We start from the raw sequence: 19,458 nt of genomic DNA on the forward strand, positions 1-19,458 counted from the left end.
CGATGACTGACGCGCTGAACGAACTTGGCACTCATATCGAGATGAAGCGCACCGATTGTGTACTGGGCTGGGACGTGGCTCATGACGAGTTGAATGTCGATGTGGCGCTCTCGAATATCGTGGGGCTGGTGGAGTTTCTGAAGAACGATCAGACCTGCAAATTCTCGACCCTCGTGGACATCACCGCCGTGGACTACCCCGAGCGGGCCAAGCGGTTCGACGTGGTCTATCATTTCCTCTCGATGTACCAGAACCAGCGCATCAGGTTGCGCGTCGCCGTCCGCGAGGAGGAGATGGTCCCGTCGATTGTCGAGGTGCACCCGTCTGCCAACTGGTTCGAGCGCGAAGTCTTTGACATGTACGGGATCCTGTTCTCCGGCCACCCGGACCTGCGCCGCATCCTGACCGATTACGGCTTCCGTGGCTATCCGCTGCGCAAAGATTTCCCGACCACGGGATACACCGAGGTGCGCTATGACGAGGTGCAGAAACGGGTCGTCTATGAGCCTGTTTCGCTGGTGCAGGAATATCGCCAGTTCGATTTCATGTCCCCCTGGGAGGGGGCCGAATACATCCTGCCGGGTGACGAGAAGCAGGAGGAGGCGAAATGATCCCGTTTCTGACTGAGGTCTTGGAACTTGTTGTCGCTGCTCTCGTGCTTGCAGGGGCTGCAGATTTAAAAAAAATCTTCGCGCTTAGAAAAATCCGCTGCGTGTCTTTGATATCAAAAGAGAAAATGTGTGGCTCTAATCAGTTTATCCGTGTGCGTACGGGGGGATTGGCATGATGGACGGCTCCAACACAGGACGCGGTTACGAAGACGCCCTGACCGGCGAACAGCAGATCCGCAACTTCAACATCAATTTCGGGCCTCAGCACCCGGCGGCGCATGGCGTACTGCGGCTGGTGCTGGAGCTCGACGGCGAGATTGTCGAGCGGTGTGACCCGCATATCGGCCTTCTGCACCGTGGCACCGAAAAGCTGATGGAAAGCCGCACCTACCTGCAAAACCTGCCTTATTTCGACCGGCTGGATTACGTGGCGCCGATGAACCAGGAACATGCCTGGTGCCTGGCCATCGAGAAGCTCACCGGCACCGAGGTGCCGCGCCGGGGCAGCCTGATCCGGGTGCTTTATTCCGAAATCGGCCGCATCCTGAACCACCTCTTGAACGTGACCACGCAGGCGATGGATGTGGGCGCTTTGACGCCGCCGCTCTGGGGGTTCGAGGAGCGCGAAAAGCTGATGGTGTTCTACGAGCGCGCCTGCGGGGCGCGGCTCCACGCCGCCTATTTCCGCCCCGGCGGCGTGCATCAGGACCTGCCGCCCGAGCTCATTGACGATATCGAGACATGGGCCAATGAGTTCCCCGCCGTGATCGACGATATCGACGGGCTCCTGTCGGAAAACCGCATCTTCAAGCAGCGGAATGCCGATATCGGCGTGGTCTCCGAGCAGGAGGCGCTTGATTGGGGCTTTTCCGGTGTGATGGTGCGCGGCTCCGGCATGGCTTGGGATCTGCGCCGCGCGCAGCCCTATGAATGCTATGACGAGTTCGAATTCCAGATCCCCGTGGGCAAGAATGGCGACTGCTATGATCGCTACCTCTGCCGCATGGAAGAGATGCGCCAATCGCTGCACATCATCCATCAGGCCATTGCCAAGCTGCGCGCGCCCGAAGGGCAGGGCGATGTGCTGGCCCGTGGCAAGCTGACACCGCCCACGCGCGGCGACATGAAGACCAGCATGGAAAGCCTGATCCACCATTTCAAGCTCTACACCGAAGGCTTCCACGTGCCCGCCGGTGAGGTCTATGCCGCGGTCGAGGCGCCCAAGGGTGAATTCGGCGTCTACCTGGTGGCCGATGGCACCAACAAACCTTACCGTGCCAAGATCCGCGCGCCGGGATACCTGCACCTGCAGGCGATGGACCATGTCGCAGGCGGTCACCAATTGGCCGACGTGGCCGCGATCATCGGCACCATGGACGTCGTGTTCGGGGAGATTGACCGGTAATGACGCTTTACACGGCCGCCATAGCCCTGTCGGGTGTGGGGATCCTGGTGACGGGGGCGCTGGCGCTCGCGTTCCTGCGTGATCCGGTGGCCGGGCTTGAGCAAACGACCCATCGCTCGGAGAAACTGCCCGAGGTGATGGCCGACCGCTACATCGCCTTCACGATCCTGGCGCTTGGGGCCACGCTATATGGCGATCTGAACGTCATCGCGGTGCTTTTTGCGACCTTCGCCTTCATGGGCTTCGCGGATGCCTGGATCTATGCGCGGGGCAATTTCCCCATCGCCAAGCATCTTGGGGCGGGGATTGCGGCGTTGATTGTGGTGGCGGTGGCCCTTCTTGCGATGCAGCAGGAGGCGTGACGAATGACTGATGAGACGATTGGATGGTGTGCATGACACGGAAACCTATTCTTTGCCTGATGGCCGCCGGTCTGATGTTGGCGGGCTGCGCCCTGCCGCCGGACGGGGTGAGCCGCGAGAAGATCGCTGAATACGAGGCCGCCGTGGCCAGTATCGGCTGCGTCCTCAAACACGAATCCGATTACCTGCCGGTAGAATTGCAAGCGGGCCTGACCCGCGAGCAGACTTTGGCCATCACCAAGTACCAGCTTGCCGCGGATCGCGCCGAATCCCTCGAAGATGGCGGTGTGAAACTCACAACAGGAGCCTGCGCTTAATGCTACGCCGTCTTCACCCTGAACAGCCCGACAGCTTTGCCTTCACGTCCGCCAATCAGGCCTGGGCCGAAGGGCAGATTTCAAAATACCCCGAAGGGCGTCAGGCCAGCGCGATCATCCCGCTTCTGTGGCGCGCGCAGGAGCAGGAGGGGTGGCTGACCCGTCCGGCGATCGAATATGTGGCCGATATGCTGGGACTGGCCTATATCCGTGCGCTGGAAGTGGCCAGTTTCTACTTCATGTTCCAACTGCAACCGGTTGGTTCCGTTGCGAATATTCAGGTTTGCGGTACGACATCCTGCATGATCTGCGGGGCCGAAGACCTGGTCGCGGTGTGCCGCGAAAAGATCGCCGACAAACCCCATACGCTGAGCGCCGATGGCAAGTTCAGCTGGGAAGAGGTGGAATGTCTGGGCGCCTGCGCCAACGCGCCGATGGCGCAGATTGGCAAGGATTACTACGAGGACCTGACCGCCGCACGTCTGGGCGAGATCATTGACGAATTGGCCGCAGGCAAGGTGCCGACGCCCGGGCCGCAGAACGGGCGCTATGCGTCGGAACCCTTGAGCGGGCTGACCAGCCTCAAGGAATTCGACAGCGGGCAGACCAAATACAATGCCAGCGTGCAGCTTGCCACGGATATCGGCGAGACCGTCAAGCGCATTGACGGCACGGAGGTGCCGCTTCTGACGCCGTGGCGCGATCATGGGGCGAACCATCACCCCGATGCGCCGAACGTGAAGATCAACGAAGCGCCGCAGGACGTGGCACCCGCCGAAAAACGTATCCCCGAACCGGAAGCATCGAAGGGGGACGCTGCCAAATCCAAGGCAAAACCCAAGAAATCCGCACCCGTGCCCGCCGCCGCGCCGGCGGATGCCGGCACCAAACCCGAAGCGCTGAGCGCGGCCCGTGACGGTAAGGCGGACGATTTGAAGCAGATCAAGGGTGTTGGCCCCAAACTTGAGGGGCTGCTGAATTCGCACGGGATTTATCACTTCGACCAGATTGCGAACTGGTCCGACGAAGAAGTCGCATGGGCCGATCAGAGCCTTGTGGGCTTCAAGGGGCGTGTCAGTCGCGACAACTGGGTCGAGCAGGCCAAACTGCTGGCATCCGGCAAGGGAACAGAGTTTTCCGACCGGGTCAAGAAAGGGGACGTGTACTGAGGAGCGAGCCTAACCGACGACTGGGAGATTTGTCATGAGCACAACTGAAAACTGGAGTACTTGCCGCATCGTCTGCTGGGCGCTGGCCGCGATTGGCGGTTTGGCGATGATGATTGGCATGAGTTCGGTCGTGGGTTGGTTCTTCGGCATTATCTTCGGGATCGTAACGGTTGCCGTTCTGGGCAGTCTCTTTCAGAAGCTGGTCTGCACCGGCGAACCCGAGGGGTCTGCGTCGATGCTGGACATGGGTCGAACCGCCCTTGAGAAGGCCAAGGAGGCTTCGGGCGTCGCACCGGCCGCGGCGACCGCGAAGCCCGCGGCAGAACCGAAACCCGTCGAGGCCAAGCCCGCCGCAGCGGCACCGGCGCCCGCCCCCAAACCGGAACCAGCCACAGCGTCCAGCGACGAGGATGCAGATGAAGGCACGAAGCCGCAGGTCTTGTCCGAACCGCAGGACGGTAAGGCGGACGATCTGAAACGGATCAAGGGGGTTGGCCCCAAGCTGGAGCAGCAGTTGCAGTCAATGGGCATCTACCATTTCCGGCAGGTGGCGAGTTGGAGCGGTGACGAGGTGGCGTGGATGGATGCCAATCTCAAAGGGTTTAGGGGCCGCGTCAGCCGCGATGGCTGGGTCGAACAGGCCAAGACCCTGGCCGCCGGTGGAGAGACCGAATTTTCGAAACGCGTCGAAGATGGCGACGTGTATTGACGGATGATGAGCGATGAGCGCGCAGGACGACGAAAGCAAGAAGGGTCGCAAAGCCTCCCTGGTGATCGCCGGAACGGCGGTCTTCTGGGTCGTGGCGTCCTTTGTGGGGGGCCAGTTGGGCCTCGACAACCGCACACGCGCGCTTTTCGATCTGATCGCTTTCGCAGGCTTCGTCTGGGGCCTTTGGATGGTATTTCAAATCTGGCGCGCGCGTCAGGATAATCAGGGGTAGTCACGGATGCTGAAAGACCAGGACCGTATCTTTACCAATCTCTACGGGATGCATGACCGCACGCTCAAGGGCGCGCAGGCACGCGGCCATTGGGATGGCACGGCGAAAATCCTGCAAAACGGGCGCGACTGGATCGTGGAACAGATGAAGGCGAGCGGGCTGCGTGGACGCGGCGGCGCGGGCTTCCCCACGGGGCTGAAATGGTCCTTCATGCCCAAGGAAAGCGATGGCCGTCCGGCCTACCTGGTGGTGAATGCCGACGAATCCGAGCCCGGCACCTGCAAGGACCGCGAGATCATGCGCCATGACCCGCATACGTTGGTCGAGGGTTGCCTGATCGCGTCGTTCGCTATGAATGCCCATGCCTGCTACATCTATATTCGCGGCGAGTATATCCGCGAGAAAGAAGCATTGCAGGCGGCGATTGACGAGGCCTATGATGCCGGTCTGATCGGCAAGAATGCCTGCAAGTCTGGCTGGGATTTCGACCTCTACCTGGCCCACGGCGCAGGCGCTTACATCTGCGGCGAGGAAACCGCGCTTCTGGAAAGCCTTGAAGGCAAGAAGGGCATGCCTCGGATGAAACCGCCATTCCCGGCGGGGGCGGGGCTTTATGGCTGCCCGACCACGGTGAACAACGTCGAATCCATCGCCGTTGTGCCGACGATCCTGCGGCGCGGGCCGGAATGGTTTGCGGGTTTTGGCCGCCCGAACAACGCGGGCACCAAGCTCTTTGCGATCTCGGGCCATGTGAACAACCCCTGCGTCGTCGAAGAGGCGATGTCGATCACCTTCGAGGAGTTGATCGACAAGCATTGCGGCGGCATTCGCGGCGGGTGGGACAACCTCAAGGCGGTGATCCCCGGCGGCTCCTCGGTGCCCTGCATTCGCGGTGAGCACATGAAAGAGGCGATCATGGATTTCGACTACCTGCGTGACCAGCGTTCGGGGCTGGGTACGGCGGCGGTGATCGTGATGGACAACTCCACCGATATCATCAAGGCGATCTGGCGGCTGTCGAAATTCTACAAGCACGAAAGCTGCGGTCAGTGTACGCCCTGCCGCGAAGGCACGGGTTGGATGATGCGGGTCATGGACCGACTTGTGAAAGGCGATGCGGAGCCGGAAGAGATCGACATGCTGCTCGATGTGACCAAGCAGGTCGAAGGTCACACGATCTGCGCCCTTGGCGACGCGGCGGCCTGGCCGATCCAGGGCCTCATCCGCAATTTCCGCGACGAGATCGAGGACCGGATCAAGGCGAAACGCACCGGCGCGGTCAGCGCCGTGGCGGCGGAGTAGAAATATGGAACAATTCGCAACATACGGACATGCGATCGTGGCGATGGCGGGGATGGCCATCTTCGGGCTGGTGCTGAGCCCGCTCTCGGCCATGCGCAAGTCCAAGCTGGGCCTCGCGCCCGGTGCGGAACCTGCGGCGGATTACACGAGCGAGGTCTATCGCTGGCATCGCGCCTACAGCAACCTCTCGGAAACCATGGGGTTTTTCGTGGCCTGTACGGTCGCCGCGATCCTGGCTGGGGCCAGCCCGTTTTGGGTGAACCTCCTGGCGTCGGTGTTTTTCCTGAGCCGTGTGGTGTTGGCGGTGGTTCATATCGGTGGCATTGGCAAGCCGGACATGAGCGCGCGGTCGTTTGTTTACGTGGCCGGTTGGCTGGCCTGTATCCTGCTGGCGCTGCTGGCGATTTTTGCGGTGCTTTAGGGTGAAGGTGATGCAGACATATCATCGGCCCGTTGGGGGAGGGGTGCACATGAGGATGCTGGTACTGTTTATGGCGTCGGCTTTGATGCTTGCCGGATGCACGAACAAGGACAAGCGGGTCTATTTCGACGGGAAATACTATCCTGCGAAGGCCAAGAAGGTGAAGGGCGATCGCGAATCCTTCGTGGTCAATGTCCGTAAGGCTTCGCAGGGCCTGCCCGGCGCACGCGAGGCAGGGCGCCACGCTGGTACGCGCTACTGCGTCGAGACCTTCGGGTATTCCGAGATCGACTGGCAGATCGGACCGGATGCGGAGGATGCGCAACTGTCGACGAGCAAGGGTAATCTGGTGCTGAGAGGGCGCTGTAAAGTATGGGAATAAAGCGCGTCATATCAATGTGTTGCGGGGCCTGTTATTGCATATCAGGCGCTGGCCGCTCCACTTTTGCGATGCGGGGGGCCTCATTCTCGGGGGCGCCCGGCTTTCGCATGAGAGGAGACACATGATGCGTATTTTGTCCACATTGGCGCTGAGTATTGCGCTTGCCGCGACATCGGTGGGGGCGTCGGCCCAATCCGGTCTCTATAATGAAAAAGACATCAACGACGGCCTGCTTATCATCGCGGTGGCCGACAAGATCCGGCGGGGATGTGACAGCATTTCGGCCCGGATTTTCAAGGCACGCTCCTATGCGGTGGGTCTCAAGGAGCTGGCATCGTCGCGTGGCTACAGCGATGAAGAGATCGACAACTATATCGAGAACAAGGAAAACAAGGCCGAGATGCGCCTGCGCCGCAACGCCTATTTCCAATCCAAAGGGGCCAGCAACCTGGACCCGGAGAGCCTGTGCGTGTTGGGCCGGGCTGAAATCCAGAAACAAAGCCAGATCGGCGCTTTACTGAGAGCAAGGTGAATTTGGGATGTCCGACCTACGCAAGATCATCATCGACGATAACGAGATCGAGGTAGATGGCGCGATGACGCTGATCCAGGCCTGTGAACAGGCCGGGATCGAAGTGCCGCGTTTCTGTTACCACGAACGTCTGTCGATTGCCGGGAACTGCCGGATGTGCCTTGTCGAGGTCGTGGGCGGCCCGCCGAAACCCGCCGCCTCCTGTGCGATGCAGGTGCGCGATCTGCGGCCCGGCCCCGAGGGACAGCCGCCCGTGGTCAAGACCAACAGCCCGATGGTCAAGAAGGCCCGCGAGGGGGTGATGGAGTTCCTGCTCATCAACCACCCGCTCGATTGCCCGATCTGCGACCAGGGCGGTGAGTGTGATTTGCAAGACCAGGCAATGGCTTACGGCGTGGACTTCAGCCGTTTCCGCGAGGCCAAGCGCGCCGTGGATGACCTTGATCTCGGCCCGCTGGTCGAAACCCACATGACGCGCTGCATCTCCTGCACCCGCTGTGTGCGCTTCACGACTGAGGTCGCCGGGATTACCCAGATGGGTCAGACCGGTCGCGGCGAGGATAGCGAGATCACCGCCTATTTGGGCGAGACGCTCGACAGCAACATGCAGGGCAACATCATCGACCTCTGCCCGGTGGGCGCACTGGTCTCGAAACCCTATGCCTTCACCGCTCGCCCGTGGGAGCTTACCAAGACCGAAACCATCGACGTGATGGACGCGCTTGGGTCGAACATCCGCGTGGATTGCAAGGGCCGCGAAGTGATGCGCATCCTGCCGCGCAACAATGATGGCGTGAACGAGGAATGGATTTCCGACAAGTCGCGTTTCGTCTGGGATGGTCTGCGCCGTCAGCGCCTTGACCGGCCCTATATTCGTGAAAACGGCAAGCTGCGCCCGGCAAGCTGGGGCGAGGCGCTTGACGCTGCGGCCGCTGCCATGAAGGGCAAGAAGATTGCCGGTCTGGTGGGCGATCTGGCCCCGGTCGAGGCCGCCTTTGCGCTCAAGCAGTTGATCGAAGGGCAGGGTGGCTCGGTCGAATGCCGGACCGATGGCGCGAAACTGCCCGCGGGCAACCGGTCGGCCTATGTCGGCACGGCGGCCATCGAGGACATTGATGAGGCGAAGTTCATCATGCTCATCGGCAGCAACCCGAGGGTCGAGGCGCCGGTGCTGAATTCCCGCATCCGCAAGGCATGGAGCCGCGGAGCCACGGTTGGGTTGATCGGCGAAGCGGTCGATCTGACCTTCGACTACACCCATGTCGGCACGGACCGCGCCGCGCTGGAGGGGGTTCTGGGCAAGGAACATGGCGCCGTGCTGGACGCGCCGAGCGTTGTGATCGTGGGGCAGGGCGCCCTGCGCGAGGCCGATGGCGAGGCGGTTCTGGCCGCCGCGATGCGCCTGGCCGATGAAACCAAATCCAAACTGCTGGTCCTGCATACCGCCGCGGCCCGGGTGGGTGCGATGGATGTGGGCTGCACCACCGAAGGCGGGCTCAATGCGGCCATCGACGGGGCCGAGGTAATCTACAATCTCGGCGCGGATGAGGTCGAGATCGCCGATGGTGCCTTTGTCATCTACCAGGGCAGCCATGGGGATCGTGGGGCGCATCGCGCCGACGTGATCCTGCCCGGCGCGGCCTACACCGAAGAACAAGGGCTTTTCGTCAACACCGAAGGCCGTCCGCAACTGGCGCTGCGTGCGGGGTTCGCGCCCGGTGAGGCCAAGGAAAACTGGGCGATCCTGCGGGCGCTCAGCGGCGAGATGGGCGCGGCGCTGCCCTATGACAACCTCGCGCAGCTCAGGCAGGCGATGGTCGAGGTCGCACAGCACCTGACCCAGATCGACGACGTTCCGGAAAACGAGTGGCAGGCGCTGCCCGCGGGCACGCTTGGCAAGGCCGATTTCCGCGGCGCAATCGCGGATTTCTACCTGACCAACCCGATCGCCCGCGCAAGCCAGCTCATGGCCGAGCTCAGCGCCAATGCCAAGGCGCGTGGTAGCAAACCGATGGCTGCCGAGTAATGCGCACCGCGCTGGTCATATCCCCCATGGTCCTTGCCCTTGCGGCGGGGCTTGCGGGCTGTGACACGCAGACCGACGAGGTCAGCCGTGATGCCCCCATTTATCGGGGGATCGACACGCGGCTACTGGACGGTGATTTGGTCAATTTCCACGTCGCGATGGTGGGCGAAGACCTGGCCGATGATGTGGATCAATACGCCGAATGCGCCGCTGCGCAATATACCCTGATCCGGGGCTACGGTTTTGCGCGTCATGTACGCACGAATGTGGTCGAAGAGGGTGGCATCTGGCGCGGCGATGCGGTTTATACGATTTCACCGGCGCTGCCCCGTGGACTGAAGACAATCGACGCAGAAGTCGTCGCCGCGCATTGCGCGGAAAACGGAATACCGATGGTGTGAGGACCTGATGGCTGAATTCTTTACAACCCCCCTCGGGATCGCGGTTCTGATCGTGGCGCAATGTCTGGCGGTCATCGCCTTCGTCATGGTCAGCCTGCTGTTTCTGGTCTACGGCGACCGCAAGATCTGGGCGGCGGTGCAGATGCGGCGCGGCCCGAACGTGGTGGGGACCTTCGGGCTTTTGCAATCGGTCGCGGACGCACTGAAATATGTCGTCAAAGAGGTCGTTGTCCCCGCGGGCGCCGACAAGGCGGTGTTCATGCTGGCGCCGATGACCAGTTTCGTGCTGGCCATCCTCGCCTGGGCGGTCATTCCAATGAACGACGGCTGGGTTCTGAGCGATATCAACGTGGCCATCCTCTTTGTCTTCGCGGTTTCCTCGCTGGAGGTTTACGGCGTCATCATGGGGGGATGGGCGTCAAACTCGAAATACCCGTTCCTGGGGTCCCTCCGCTCAGCGGCGCAGATGATTTCCTACGAGGTCTCCATTGGCCTCATCATCATCGGCGTCATCATCTCGACAGGTTCGATGAATTTCGGCGATATCGTCGCCGCGCAGGATGGCGATTATGGCTTCTTTAGCTGGTACTGGCTGCCGCATTTCCCGATGGTCTTCCTGTTCTTCATCTCGGCTTTGGCCGAAACCAACCGCCCGCCCTTCGACCTGCCGGAGGCCGAGTCCGAGCTGGTGGCTGGGTATCAGGTCGAATATTCCTCGACGCCGTTCCTTCTCTTCATGGCCGGCGAATATATCGCCATCTTCCTGATGTGCGCGCTGACCTCGCTTCTCTTCTTCGGCGGTTGGCTCTCGCCCATCCCGGGTCTGCCGGATGGCGTCTTCTGGATGATCGCCAAGATGGCATTCTTCTTCTTCATCTTCGCGATGGTCAAGGCGATCACGCCGCGCTACCGCTATGACCAGTTGATGCGGATCGGCTGGAAGGTGTTCCTGCCGCTCTCGCTGGCCTGGGTGGTCATCGTCTCGTTCCTCGCAAAATTCGAAGTCCTCGGCGGCGCATGGGCCCGCTGGGCCGTAGGAGGCTGATATGACACAGATAGATTACGGACGCGCGGCGGGATATTTCCTGCTCACCGACTTCATCAAGGGCTTCAAGCTGGGGCTGAAGTATTTCTTTGCGCCCAAGGCCACGGTGAATTACCCGCATGAAAAGGGCCCGCTGAGCCCGCGGTTCCGGGGCGAGCATGCGCTGCGCCGGTATCCCAATGGCGAGGAACGCTGCATTGCCTGCAAGCTATGCGAGGCGATCTGTCCGGCGCAGGCGATCACCATCGACGCGGAACCCCGCGATGACGGGTCGCGCCGCACCACGCGCTATGACATCGACATGACCAAGTGCATCTATTGCGGTTTCTGCCAGGAGGCCTGCCCGGTCGATGCCATCGTCGAGGGGCCGAATTTCGAGTTTGCCACCGAGACCCGTGAGGAGCTGTTTTACGACAAGCAGAAACTGCTGGACAATGGTGAACGCTGGGAAGCCGAGATCGCCCGCAACCTCGAACTGGACGCGCCTTACCGATGAGCGACACCACCAACCCCTTTGCCGCGATGATGGCCCAGGCGCAGGAGATGGCGAAAGCCTTCAATCCGGCGCTGGAATCCTTCACGCCCAAGGACCTTGAAAAGCTCTGGCCGACCATGCCCAAGGAATTCATGGAAATGAGTTTTGGCAAGGGGTTGAGCAAGGACGGGTTGGATGCCAAGACGCGGCTGCTGATCACGCTGTCGGGGCTCACGATGCTGGGCGCGCAGAGCGATACGCAGATCCGCATGACCGTGCGCCACGCGCTTGAGGCCGGGGCCACCAAGGATGAGATAGCCGAGACCATCGGGATGATGTCGATGTTCGCGGGCCTGCCGTCGATGACCCGCGCGATGGAGACCGCGCGCGAGGTGCTCGACGGGCACGAGGAAGAGGGAAAAGAGACATGACCATCGCGAGCCTATGCTTCTACCTGTTTGCGATTTCGGTACTGGTGGGCGGACTTTTCACCGTCATCAGCCGGAACCCGGTGCATTCGGTGCTGTGGCTGATCCTCTCCTTCATCAGCGCGGCGGGCTTGTTTGTCCTGCTCGGCGCGGAATTCGTGGCGATGCTTCTGGTCATCGTCTATGTCGGCGCGGTCGCGGTGCTCTTCCTCTTCGTGGTGATGATGCTCGACGTGGATTTTGCCGAGTTGAAGGCGGAGATGGCGAAATACATGCCGCTGGCGCTGCTCATCGGGATGATACTCCTGATGCAGTTCGGCCTCGCCTACGGTGTCTGGGAAACCGCCGAGGGCGCCGAAGCGGCCCGCGCGGCAGTGCCACCCGAAGGTGTGCAGAACACGGCGGCGCTTGGCCTCCTGCTCTATGACAAATACTTCCTCCTCTTCCAACTGGCCGGTCTGATCCTGCTGGTGGCGATGATCGGGGCGATCGTCCTGACCCTGCGTCACCGCGCGGATGTCAAACGCCAGGACGTGCTGGCGCAGATGTACCGCGATCCGGCCAAGGCGATGGAACTCAAAGACGTGAAACCGGGGCAGGGGCTTTAACGCCACCGAACTGACCCAGGCAAAAAAAGAAACCGAGGGACGACATGATAGGTTTGGAACATTATCTGACGGTGGCGGCGGCCTTGTTCGTCATTGGCATTTTCGGCCTCTTCCTCAATCGGAAGAACGTCATCATCCTTCTGATGTCGATCGAACTCATGCTCTTGTCGGTCAACATCAACCTCGTCGCCTTCTCAAGCTACGCGGGCGACCTGGTGGGGCAGGTCTTTACCCTCTTCGTGCTGACCGTGGCGGCTGCCGAGGCGGCGATTGGCCTCGCGATCTTGGTTTGCTTCTTCCGCAACCGCGGCACGATCGCGGTCGAAGATGTCAACGTGATGAAGGGCTGATATTATGGAAAAGATCATCCTCTTCGCGCCGCTGATCGGGGCCATCATCGCAGGTTTCGGCTGGCGGATCATCGGGGACAAGGGGGCGCAATGGGTCACCACGGGCCTTCTGTTCCTCTGCGCCTTCCTGAGCTGGATCGTGTTCCTGGGTCACGATGGCACAACCCAATACATTCACGTCCTCGACTGGGTGCAGTCGGGCACGCTCGACACCGCCTGGGCCATCCGCCTCGACCGGTTGACGGCGATCATGCTCATTGTGGTCACAACCGTCTCGGCGCTCGTGCACCTCTATTCCATGGGCTACATGGCGCACGATAGTCAATTTGACGAGGAAAAGGAGAGCTACCGCCCGCGGTTCTTTGCGTATCTGAGCCTCTTCACCTTCGCGATGCTGATGCTGGTGACCGCCGACAACCTGGCGCAGATGTTCTTCGGTTGGGAAGGCGTGGGCCTCGCCTCGTACCTGCTCATCGGTTTCTACTACCGCAAACCGAGCGCCAACGCGGCCGCGATCAAGGCTTTTGTCGTCAACCGCGTAGGCGATTTCGGCTTCGCCCTTGGCATCTTCGCGCTGTACTACCTGACGGACTCGATCAAGTTCGACGATATCTTTGCCGCCGCCCAAGAGCTGGCGGAAACGCAGCTGACCTTCCTCTGGACGGACTGGAACGCGGCCAACCTGATTGCCTTCCTGCTCTTCGTGGGCGCCATGGGCAAGTCGGCGCAGCTCTTCCTGCACACCTGGCTGCCGGATGCGATGGAAGGCCCGACACCGGTGTCGGCGCTCATTCACGCGGCGACCATGGTGACGGCGGGCGTGTTCCTGGTCTGCCGCATGTCGCCGCTGATGGAGTTTGCCCCCGAAGCCAAGATGTTCGTCATGTACCTCGGCGCCTCTACGGCCTTCTTTGCAGCCACGGTGGGGCTGGTGCAGAACGACATCAAGCGCGTGATCGCCTATTCGACCTGCTCGCAGCTGGGCTACATGTTCGTGGCCGCGGGTGTGGGCGTCTATTCGGTCGCGATGTTCCACCTCTTCACCCACGCCTTCTTCAAGGCGATGCTCTTCTTGGGCGCCGGGTCGGTCATCCACGGGATGCACCATGAGCAGGACATGCGGAACTATGGCGGTCTGCGCAAGAAGCTGCCCTACACGTTCTGGGCCATGATGATCGGCACGCTGGCCATCACCGGTGTCGGCATTCCGCTCTCCGGCTGGATTGGTTTTGCGGGGTTTGCCTCCAAGGATGCGGTCATCGAGAGCGCCTATGCCTTCGCGCCCGGCGGTTATGCCTTCTGGCTCCTCGTCGTGGCGGCGCTTTTCACCAGCTTCTATTCTTGGCGGCTCATGTTCATGACCTTCTACGGCGAGCCGCGCGGTGACAAGCATACCCATGACCACGCCCATGAAAGCCCGATGGTCATGCTGATCCCGCTTGGTGTGCTGAGCCTTGGGGCGATCTTTGCCGGTGCGATCTGGTATTCCGCCTTCTTCGGCAAGACCAACGAGGTCGCGTCTTTCTTCGGGGTGCCCTATGCGCAGGAAGCCCATGATGAGGGTCATGATGACGGCCACGGCGACGACCATGCCGAGGCCAAGGATGACCACGGTGAGGCCAAAGCCGAAGGCAAGGACAAGAAGAAAACATCCTACGTGTTTGCCGGCAAGCCAGGCGAGGGCGCGATTTACACCGGCAAGGACAACCACGTCATGCACGACGCGCATTACGTGCCGAAATGGGTCAAGGTCTCGCCTTTCATCGCGATGCTGCTTGGCCTTGCGACGGCCTATTGGTTCTACATCGTCAATCCGGCGCTGCCCAAACGCCTGGCTGAAAACCAGCGTCCGCTCTACAACTTCCTGCTCAACAAGTGGTACTTTGACGAGATCTACGATTTCCTCTTTGTCCGGCCCGCAATGGCATTGGGCTCGTTCTTCTGGAAACGGGGCGATGGCAGCGTCATCGACGGCACGATCAACGGGGTTGCGATGGGGATCATCCCCTTCTTCACCCGCCTCGCAGGGCGCGCGCAGTCGGGCTACATCTTCACTTATGCATTCGCCATGGTCATTGGTATCGCGGTGCTCATCACCTGGATGAGTTTCACCGGAGGGGCTGAATAATGGATAACCTTCTCTCCATCACCACCTTCATCCCGACGATTGCCGCGCTCATTCTGGCGGTCTTCCTGCGGGGTGAGGACGAGGCCGCGCAGCGCAATGCCAAGTGGGTGGCGCTGATTGCCACCTCGCTGACCTTCGTGGTGTCGCTCTTCATCCTGGCCGGGTTCGATGCCAGTGATACGGGCTTCCAGTTCGTCGAGGAACGTAACTGGCTCCTGGGCCTGCAATACAAGATGGGCGTGGACGGGATCAGTGTCCTTTTCGTGATGCTGACCACCTTCATGATGCCGCTGACCATTGCCGCGTCGTGGAACGTGACCCACCGGGTCAAGGAATACATGATCGCCTTCCTGATCCTTGAAACGCTCATGCTGGGCGTGTTCATGGCGCTCGATCTGGTGCTTTTCTACCTCTTCTTCGAGGCGGGCCTCATTCCGATGTTCCTCATCATCGGGATCTGGGGCGGCAAGGAGCGGATCTACGCGAGCTTCAAGTTCTTCCTCTACACCTTCCTCGGCTCGGTGCTGATGCTGGTGGCGATGGTGGCGATGTTCGCCGATGCGGGCACCACCGATATTCCGACGCTGATGAACCACCAGTTCGCCTCCGACAGTTTCAGCATCCTTGGCGTTTATATCGTCGGCGGCGCGCAAACGCTGATGTTCATCGCCTTCTTCGCGAGCTTCGCGGTCAAGATGCCGATGTGGCCGGTCCATACCTGGCTGCCCGATGCCCACGTGCAGGCCCCGACCGCCGGGTCGGTCGTACTGGCGGCGATCCTGCTCAAGATGGGCGGCTACGGCTTCCTGCGGTTTAGCCTGCCGATGTTCCCGATCGGGTCCGAGGTGATGACGCCGCTGGTCCTCTGGATGTCGGCGATTGCGATTGTCTACACCTCGTTGGTTGCCCTCGCACAAGAGGATATGAAGAAGCTCATTGCCTATTCATCCGTCGCGCATATGGGTTACGTCACCATGGGCATCTTTGCGGCGAACCAGCAGGGCATTGATGGTGCGATCTTCCAGATGCTGAGCCACGGTTTCATCTCGGGCGCGCTCTTCCTCTGCGTGGGCGTGATCTATGACCGGATGCACACGCGCGAGATCGACGCCTATGGCGGGCTGGTCAATCGCATGCCGGCCTATGCGCTGATCTTCATGCTCTTCACCATGGCCAATGTCGGCCTGCCGGGGACCTCGGGGTTCATCGGGGAATTCCTGACCCTGGTCGGCATCTTCCAGGTCAACACATGGGTGGCGCTGGTGGCGACCTCGGGTGTGATCCTCAGCGCAGCCTATGCGCTCTGGCTCTATCGCCGGGTCGTCATGGGTGACCTTATCAAGGAAAGCCTCAAGTCGATCTCCGACATGGGCAAGCGTGAGCGCGCGATCTTTGCGCCGCTGGTGGTGATGACCATCCTGCTGGGTGTCTACCCGAGCCTTGTCACCGATATCATCGGCCCCTCGGTCGAGGCGCTCATTACCAATTACGACGCTGCCCTGGCAGACGGCCACGCCGCTAGCCAGACCGCAGCCAATTCGCATTAACCGGAGGCCCTTGGCATGATCCAGGCTGATCTGAATGTAATCCTTCCCGAGATCGTCTTGTCGGTCTATGCGATGGCGGCGCTTCTGTTCACGGTCTACACCGGCAAGGACAAGATGGCGGGGATGCTCGTCTGGCTCACGGCGGCGCTTTTCGTCGCGATGGCGCTCTTCGTCGGGGCCACGGCCAATGGCACGCGCGAGGCTTTCGGCGGCATGTTCGTCGATGACGGGTTTGCGCGCTTCGCCAAGGTCACGATCCTGCTGAGTGCCGCGGCGGTGCTGGTCATGGGGCAGGAATACATGGCCCGCCGCAACATCCTGCGGTTTGAATATCCGCTGCTCATCGCGCTTGCGGTTGTCGGCATGATGGTGATGGTCAGCGCGGGCGACCTGATGGCGCTCTACATGGGGCTCGAGCTGCAATCGCTGGCGCTCTATGTCGTGGCTTCCCTGCGCCGCGACAGCGCCAAGTCGACCGAGGCAGGGCTCAAATACTTCGTCCTCGGCGCGCTCAGCTCGGGTTTGCTGCTCTATGGCGCTTCGCTCACCTATGGCTACGCGGGCACAACGCTCTTCTCGGGCATCATCGCGGCGGCCGAAGGTCAGGCGCCTCTCGGTCTGCTCTTTGGTATCGTCTTCGTCATCTCCGGCATGGCCTTCAAGGTCAGCGCCGTGCCATTCCACATGTGGACGCCGGACGTCTACGAAGGCTCGCCCACACCGATCACCGCCTTCTTTGCTACCGCCCCCAAGATGGCCGCTATGGGGCTTTTTGCCCGCGTCGTGCATGACGCCTATGGCGGGGTCGTGGGCGACTGGCAGCAGGTGATCGCGCTTCTGAGCGTCTTGTCGATGTTCCTGGGTGCCGTGGCCGCGATTGGCCAGACCGACATCAAACGCCTGATGGCCTATTCTTCGATCGCGCATATGGGCTTTGCCCTGATGGGCCTTGCCGCCGGAACCGCGTTCGGGGTGCAGGCCATGCTGATCTACATGGCGATCTACGTGACGATGAACGTGGGTACCTTTGCTTTCATCCTGTCGATGGAGCGTGACGGCCAGCCGGTCACCGATATCGCGAGCCTCAACATGTATTCCAAGGCGCATCCCGCGCGGGCGATGGCAATGCTGGTCCTTCTGTTCAGCCTCGCCGGTGTCCCGCCGCTTCTGGGTTTCTTCGGCAAGTTCTACGTGCTGCGCGCCGCCTATGATGGCGGGCTGGCCTGGCTTGCTGTCGCGGGCGTGATCGCTTCGGTCATCGGCGCATTCTACTACCTGCGGATCGTCTTCTTTATGTATTTCGGCGAAGAGCAGGAAGAGCTTGAAACTGCCCGCTCGCCGGTCTTGTGGAGCCTTCTGATGGTGTCGGCCACGGTCATGCTGGTGGGGATCATCAACATGTTCGGCGTCGAAACCATCGCCGAAGCCGCCGCGGCCACGCTTGTCAACTGATCCCGGATCGCCCCGATGAATGACTGGCCCGAGGGCTATGGCAAACGGGTGCTGGCCCGCGTGGACAGCACCAATGCCGAAGCGGCGCGGATCGCCCCCGGTCTTGCCGGCCCGGAATGGATCCTCGCACTCGAACAATCCGCCGCGCGGGGCAGGCGTGGGCGGGGCTGGGTCAATCCCAAGGGTAATTTCGCGGCCACGTTGGTCATGCACCCGGGCGAAACACCCGACAAGGTCGCGCTCAGGTCCTTCGTTACCTCGCTGGCCCTCTACGATGCGCTCGTCGCCGCAACCGGTCGGGCGGAGCCGTTTTCGCTCAAATGGCCCAATGACGTGCTGCTGAACGGTGGCAAGCTGGCCGGTATCCTGCTCGAAAGCGCGGGCAGCGGCGGGCGGCTTACCCATTTTGCCATCGGGATCGGTGTGAACCTCAAGGAAGCGCCGGGTGCTCCCGAGGTCGAAGAGGGCGCCACGCGACCTGTCTCGCTCCTGTCGGAAACCGGTGTCGCGATCACGCCCGAGGAATTCCTCGACCTGCTCGCGCCCGCCTACGCCCGCTACGAGGCGCAGTTCACCACCTACGGCTTCGATCCGATCCGCACCGCCTGGCTCTCCCGGGCGGCCCGCCTGGGGGAGGTGGTGACCGCACGCACCACCCGCGACGAAGTGACCGGCACCTTTGAAACGGTGGACGCGGCGGGCAATCTTGTACTATCTACGGCCAAATCGCGCGTGGCCATCCCGGCCGCCGACGTGTTTTTCTGACGAAGGCAGGCTGTCATGCTTCTGGCAATTGATTGCGGCAACACGAATACCGTCTTTGCCATCTGGGATGGTGGGAAATTCCTGTGCACCCTGCGCACCTCGACCCATCATGCCCGCACGGCGGATGCCTATTTCACCTGGTACTCGACGCTGGTGAAACATTACGGGATTGACGTTGAGATCACCGATGTGATCATCTCCTCCACAGTGCCGCGTGTCGTGTTCAACCTGCGTGTCTTTGCTGACCGTTTCTTTGGCTGTCGCCCGCTTGTAGTCGGCAAGCCCGAATGCCGCCTCCCGGCGGAGCCGCGCGTGGATGAAGGCACAATCGTGGGGCCGGACCGGCTGGTCAATTCCGCGGGTGCATTTTCCCGGCACGGCGGTGACCTGATCGTCGTGGATTTCGGCACGGCGACGACCTTTGATGTGGTATCCAAGGACGGCAACTATATTGGCGGGGTGATCGCACCGGGTGTGAACCTGAGCCTTGAGGCGTTGCACATGGCCGCCGCCGCCCTGCCGCATGTGGACATCACCAAGCCGCAGAAGGTCGTGGGCACCAACACGGTGGACTGCATGCAATCGGGGGTCTTCTGGGGCTATATCGGGCTGGTCAAGGAGTGCTGCGCGCGGATCAAGGCGGAACGTGATCGCGACATGAAAGTGATCGGCACCGGTGGCCTCGCGCCGCTCTTTGCCGAGACCGAGGACCTGTTTGATGTGATCGAAGACGATCTGACGATGCACGGCCTAACCGTGATTCATGATTATAACAAGGAGGGCTGAGGCCC

At 61.3% G+C, this 19,458-nt stretch carries 24 protein-coding genes; all 24 read left to right on the forward strand.

What is annotated here, in order from left to right; translation table 11 throughout:
• The first annotated feature begins 2 nt into the window (after positions 1 to 2).
• The 24 genes from RBB29_RS19735 to RBB29_RS19850 all read left to right on the forward strand — a co-directional run bounded on the left by RBB29_RS19735 (position 3) and on the right by RBB29_RS19850 (position 19,453).
• A complete protein-coding gene (locus RBB29_RS19735) occupies positions 3 to 611 on the forward strand; it encodes an NADH-quinone oxidoreductase subunit C (protein WP_306116633.1) in 609 nt (202 codons plus the stop codon).
• Positions 608 to 787: a hypothetical protein gene (locus tag RBB29_RS19740; protein WP_306116634.1), complete on the forward strand. Its 180-nt coding sequence runs from the start codon at positions 608 to 610 to the stop codon at positions 785 to 787. The genes RBB29_RS19735 and RBB29_RS19740 overlap by 4 nt, the downstream gene beginning before the upstream one ends.
• The gene (locus RBB29_RS19745) at positions 784 to 2,016 is read left to right on the forward strand and encodes an NADH-quinone oxidoreductase subunit D (RefSeq protein WP_306116635.1); all 1,233 of its coding nucleotides are present in this window, start codon (positions 784 to 786) and stop codon (positions 2,014 to 2,016) included. Before RBB29_RS19740 ends, RBB29_RS19745 begins: the two co-directional genes overlap by 4 nt.
• A complete protein-coding gene (locus tag RBB29_RS19750; RefSeq protein ID WP_306116636.1) occupies positions 2,016 to 2,378 on the forward strand; it encodes a hypothetical protein in 363 nt (120 codons plus the stop codon). Before RBB29_RS19745 ends, RBB29_RS19750 begins: the two co-directional genes overlap by 1 nt.
• 32 nt (positions 2,379 to 2,410) lie before the next feature.
• The gene (locus RBB29_RS19755) at positions 2,411 to 2,695 is read left to right on the forward strand and encodes a hypothetical protein (RefSeq protein WP_306116637.1); all 285 of its coding nucleotides are present in this window, start codon (positions 2,411 to 2,413) and stop codon (positions 2,693 to 2,695) included.
• Positions 2,695 to 3,864, forward strand: coding sequence for an NADH-quinone oxidoreductase subunit E (locus tag RBB29_RS19760; protein ID WP_306116638.1), 1,170 nt, complete (start codon positions 2,695 to 2,697; stop codon positions 3,862 to 3,864). Before RBB29_RS19755 ends, RBB29_RS19760 begins: the two co-directional genes overlap by 1 nt.
• A 34-nt stretch (positions 3,865 to 3,898) precedes the next feature.
• A complete protein-coding gene (locus RBB29_RS19765) occupies positions 3,899 to 4,573 on the forward strand; it encodes an NADH:ubiquinone oxidoreductase (RefSeq protein ID WP_306116639.1) in 675 nt (224 codons plus the stop codon).
• Between the two features lie 13 nt (positions 4,574 to 4,586).
• Positions 4,587 to 4,805, forward strand: a complete 219-nt coding sequence (locus RBB29_RS19770; protein WP_306116640.1) for a DUF5337 domain-containing protein — start codon at positions 4,587 to 4,589, stop codon at positions 4,803 to 4,805.
• Positions 4,806 to 4,811: 6 nt separating this feature from the next.
• Positions 4,812 to 6,107: an NADH-quinone oxidoreductase subunit NuoF gene (nuoF, locus tag RBB29_RS19775; RefSeq protein WP_306116641.1), complete on the forward strand. Its 1,296-nt coding sequence runs from the start codon at positions 4,812 to 4,814 to the stop codon at positions 6,105 to 6,107.
• Positions 6,108 to 6,111: 4 nt separating this feature from the next.
• Complete coding sequence (locus RBB29_RS19780) at positions 6,112 to 6,528, forward strand: MAPEG family protein (protein ID WP_306116642.1); 417 nt, start codon at positions 6,112 to 6,114, stop codon at positions 6,526 to 6,528.
• Between the two features lie 49 nt (positions 6,529 to 6,577).
• Positions 6,578 to 6,910: a hypothetical protein gene (locus RBB29_RS19785; protein WP_306116643.1), complete on the forward strand. Its 333-nt coding sequence runs from the start codon at positions 6,578 to 6,580 to the stop codon at positions 6,908 to 6,910.
• A 121-nt stretch (positions 6,911 to 7,031) separates the two neighbouring features.
• A complete protein-coding gene (locus tag RBB29_RS19790) occupies positions 7,032 to 7,442 on the forward strand; it encodes a DUF5333 domain-containing protein (RefSeq protein ID WP_306121208.1) in 411 nt (136 codons plus the stop codon).
• 7 nt (positions 7,443 to 7,449) lie between these two features.
• On the forward strand, positions 7,450 to 9,468 hold the full coding sequence (nuoG, locus tag RBB29_RS19795) for an NADH-quinone oxidoreductase subunit NuoG (protein WP_306116645.1): 2,019 nt from the start codon (positions 7,450 to 7,452) through the stop codon (positions 9,466 to 9,468).
• Positions 9,468 to 9,869, forward strand: a complete 402-nt coding sequence (locus RBB29_RS19800; RefSeq protein ID WP_306121209.1) for a hypothetical protein — start codon at positions 9,468 to 9,470, stop codon at positions 9,867 to 9,869. The genes nuoG and RBB29_RS19800 overlap by 1 nt, the downstream gene beginning before the upstream one ends.
• Before the next feature lie 7 nt (positions 9,870 to 9,876).
• A complete protein-coding gene (nuoH, locus tag RBB29_RS19805; RefSeq protein ID WP_306116647.1) occupies positions 9,877 to 10,914 on the forward strand; it encodes an NADH-quinone oxidoreductase subunit NuoH in 1,038 nt (345 codons plus the stop codon).
• 1 nt (position 10,915) lies between these two features.
• Positions 10,916 to 11,410, forward strand: a complete 495-nt coding sequence (gene nuoI, locus RBB29_RS19810) for an NADH-quinone oxidoreductase subunit NuoI (protein ID WP_306116648.1) — start codon at positions 10,916 to 10,918, stop codon at positions 11,408 to 11,410.
• Positions 11,407 to 11,820 carry a carboxymuconolactone decarboxylase family protein gene (locus RBB29_RS19815; RefSeq protein ID WP_306116649.1) on the forward strand — a complete coding sequence of 138 codons (414 nt, stop codon included), beginning with the start codon at positions 11,407 to 11,409 and terminating at the stop codon, positions 11,818 to 11,820. Before nuoI ends, RBB29_RS19815 begins: the two co-directional genes overlap by 4 nt.
• Positions 11,817 to 12,425 (forward strand): NADH-quinone oxidoreductase subunit J, encoded by a 609-nt coding sequence (locus RBB29_RS19820; protein ID WP_306116650.1) that lies wholly within the window; start codon positions 11,817 to 11,819, stop codon positions 12,423 to 12,425. Before RBB29_RS19815 ends, RBB29_RS19820 begins: the two co-directional genes overlap by 4 nt.
• Before the next feature lie 44 nt (positions 12,426 to 12,469).
• A complete protein-coding gene (gene nuoK / locus RBB29_RS19825) occupies positions 12,470 to 12,775 on the forward strand; it encodes an NADH-quinone oxidoreductase subunit NuoK (RefSeq protein ID WP_299848573.1) in 306 nt (101 codons plus the stop codon).
• Between the two features lie 4 nt (positions 12,776 to 12,779).
• Positions 12,780 to 14,903 carry an NADH-quinone oxidoreductase subunit L gene (gene nuoL / locus RBB29_RS19830; protein WP_306116651.1) on the forward strand — a complete coding sequence of 708 codons (2,124 nt, stop codon included), beginning with the start codon at positions 12,780 to 12,782 and terminating at the stop codon, positions 14,901 to 14,903.
• Positions 14,903 to 16,450 (forward strand): NADH-quinone oxidoreductase subunit M, encoded by a 1,548-nt coding sequence (locus RBB29_RS19835; protein ID WP_306116652.1) that lies wholly within the window; start codon positions 14,903 to 14,905, stop codon positions 16,448 to 16,450. Before nuoL ends, RBB29_RS19835 begins: the two co-directional genes overlap by 1 nt.
• A gap of 15 nt (positions 16,451 to 16,465) precedes the next feature.
• The gene (gene nuoN, locus RBB29_RS19840; RefSeq protein ID WP_306116653.1) at positions 16,466 to 17,902 is read left to right on the forward strand and encodes an NADH-quinone oxidoreductase subunit NuoN; all 1,437 of its coding nucleotides are present in this window, start codon (positions 16,466 to 16,468) and stop codon (positions 17,900 to 17,902) included.
• A gap of 15 nt (positions 17,903 to 17,917) precedes the next feature.
• Positions 17,918 to 18,667 (forward strand): biotin--[acetyl-CoA-carboxylase] ligase, encoded by a 750-nt coding sequence (locus tag RBB29_RS19845; RefSeq protein WP_306116654.1) that lies wholly within the window; start codon positions 17,918 to 17,920, stop codon positions 18,665 to 18,667.
• Positions 18,668 to 18,682: 15 nt separating this feature from the next.
• On the forward strand, positions 18,683 to 19,453 hold the full coding sequence (locus tag RBB29_RS19850; protein WP_306116655.1) for a type III pantothenate kinase: 771 nt from the start codon (positions 18,683 to 18,685) through the stop codon (positions 19,451 to 19,453).
• Positions 19,454 to 19,458 lie beyond the last annotated feature (5 nt).

This window comes from Roseovarius sp. MMSF_3359, from assembly GCF_030733385.1.
Lineage (GTDB): Bacteria > Pseudomonadota > Alphaproteobacteria > Rhodobacterales > Rhodobacteraceae > Roseovarius.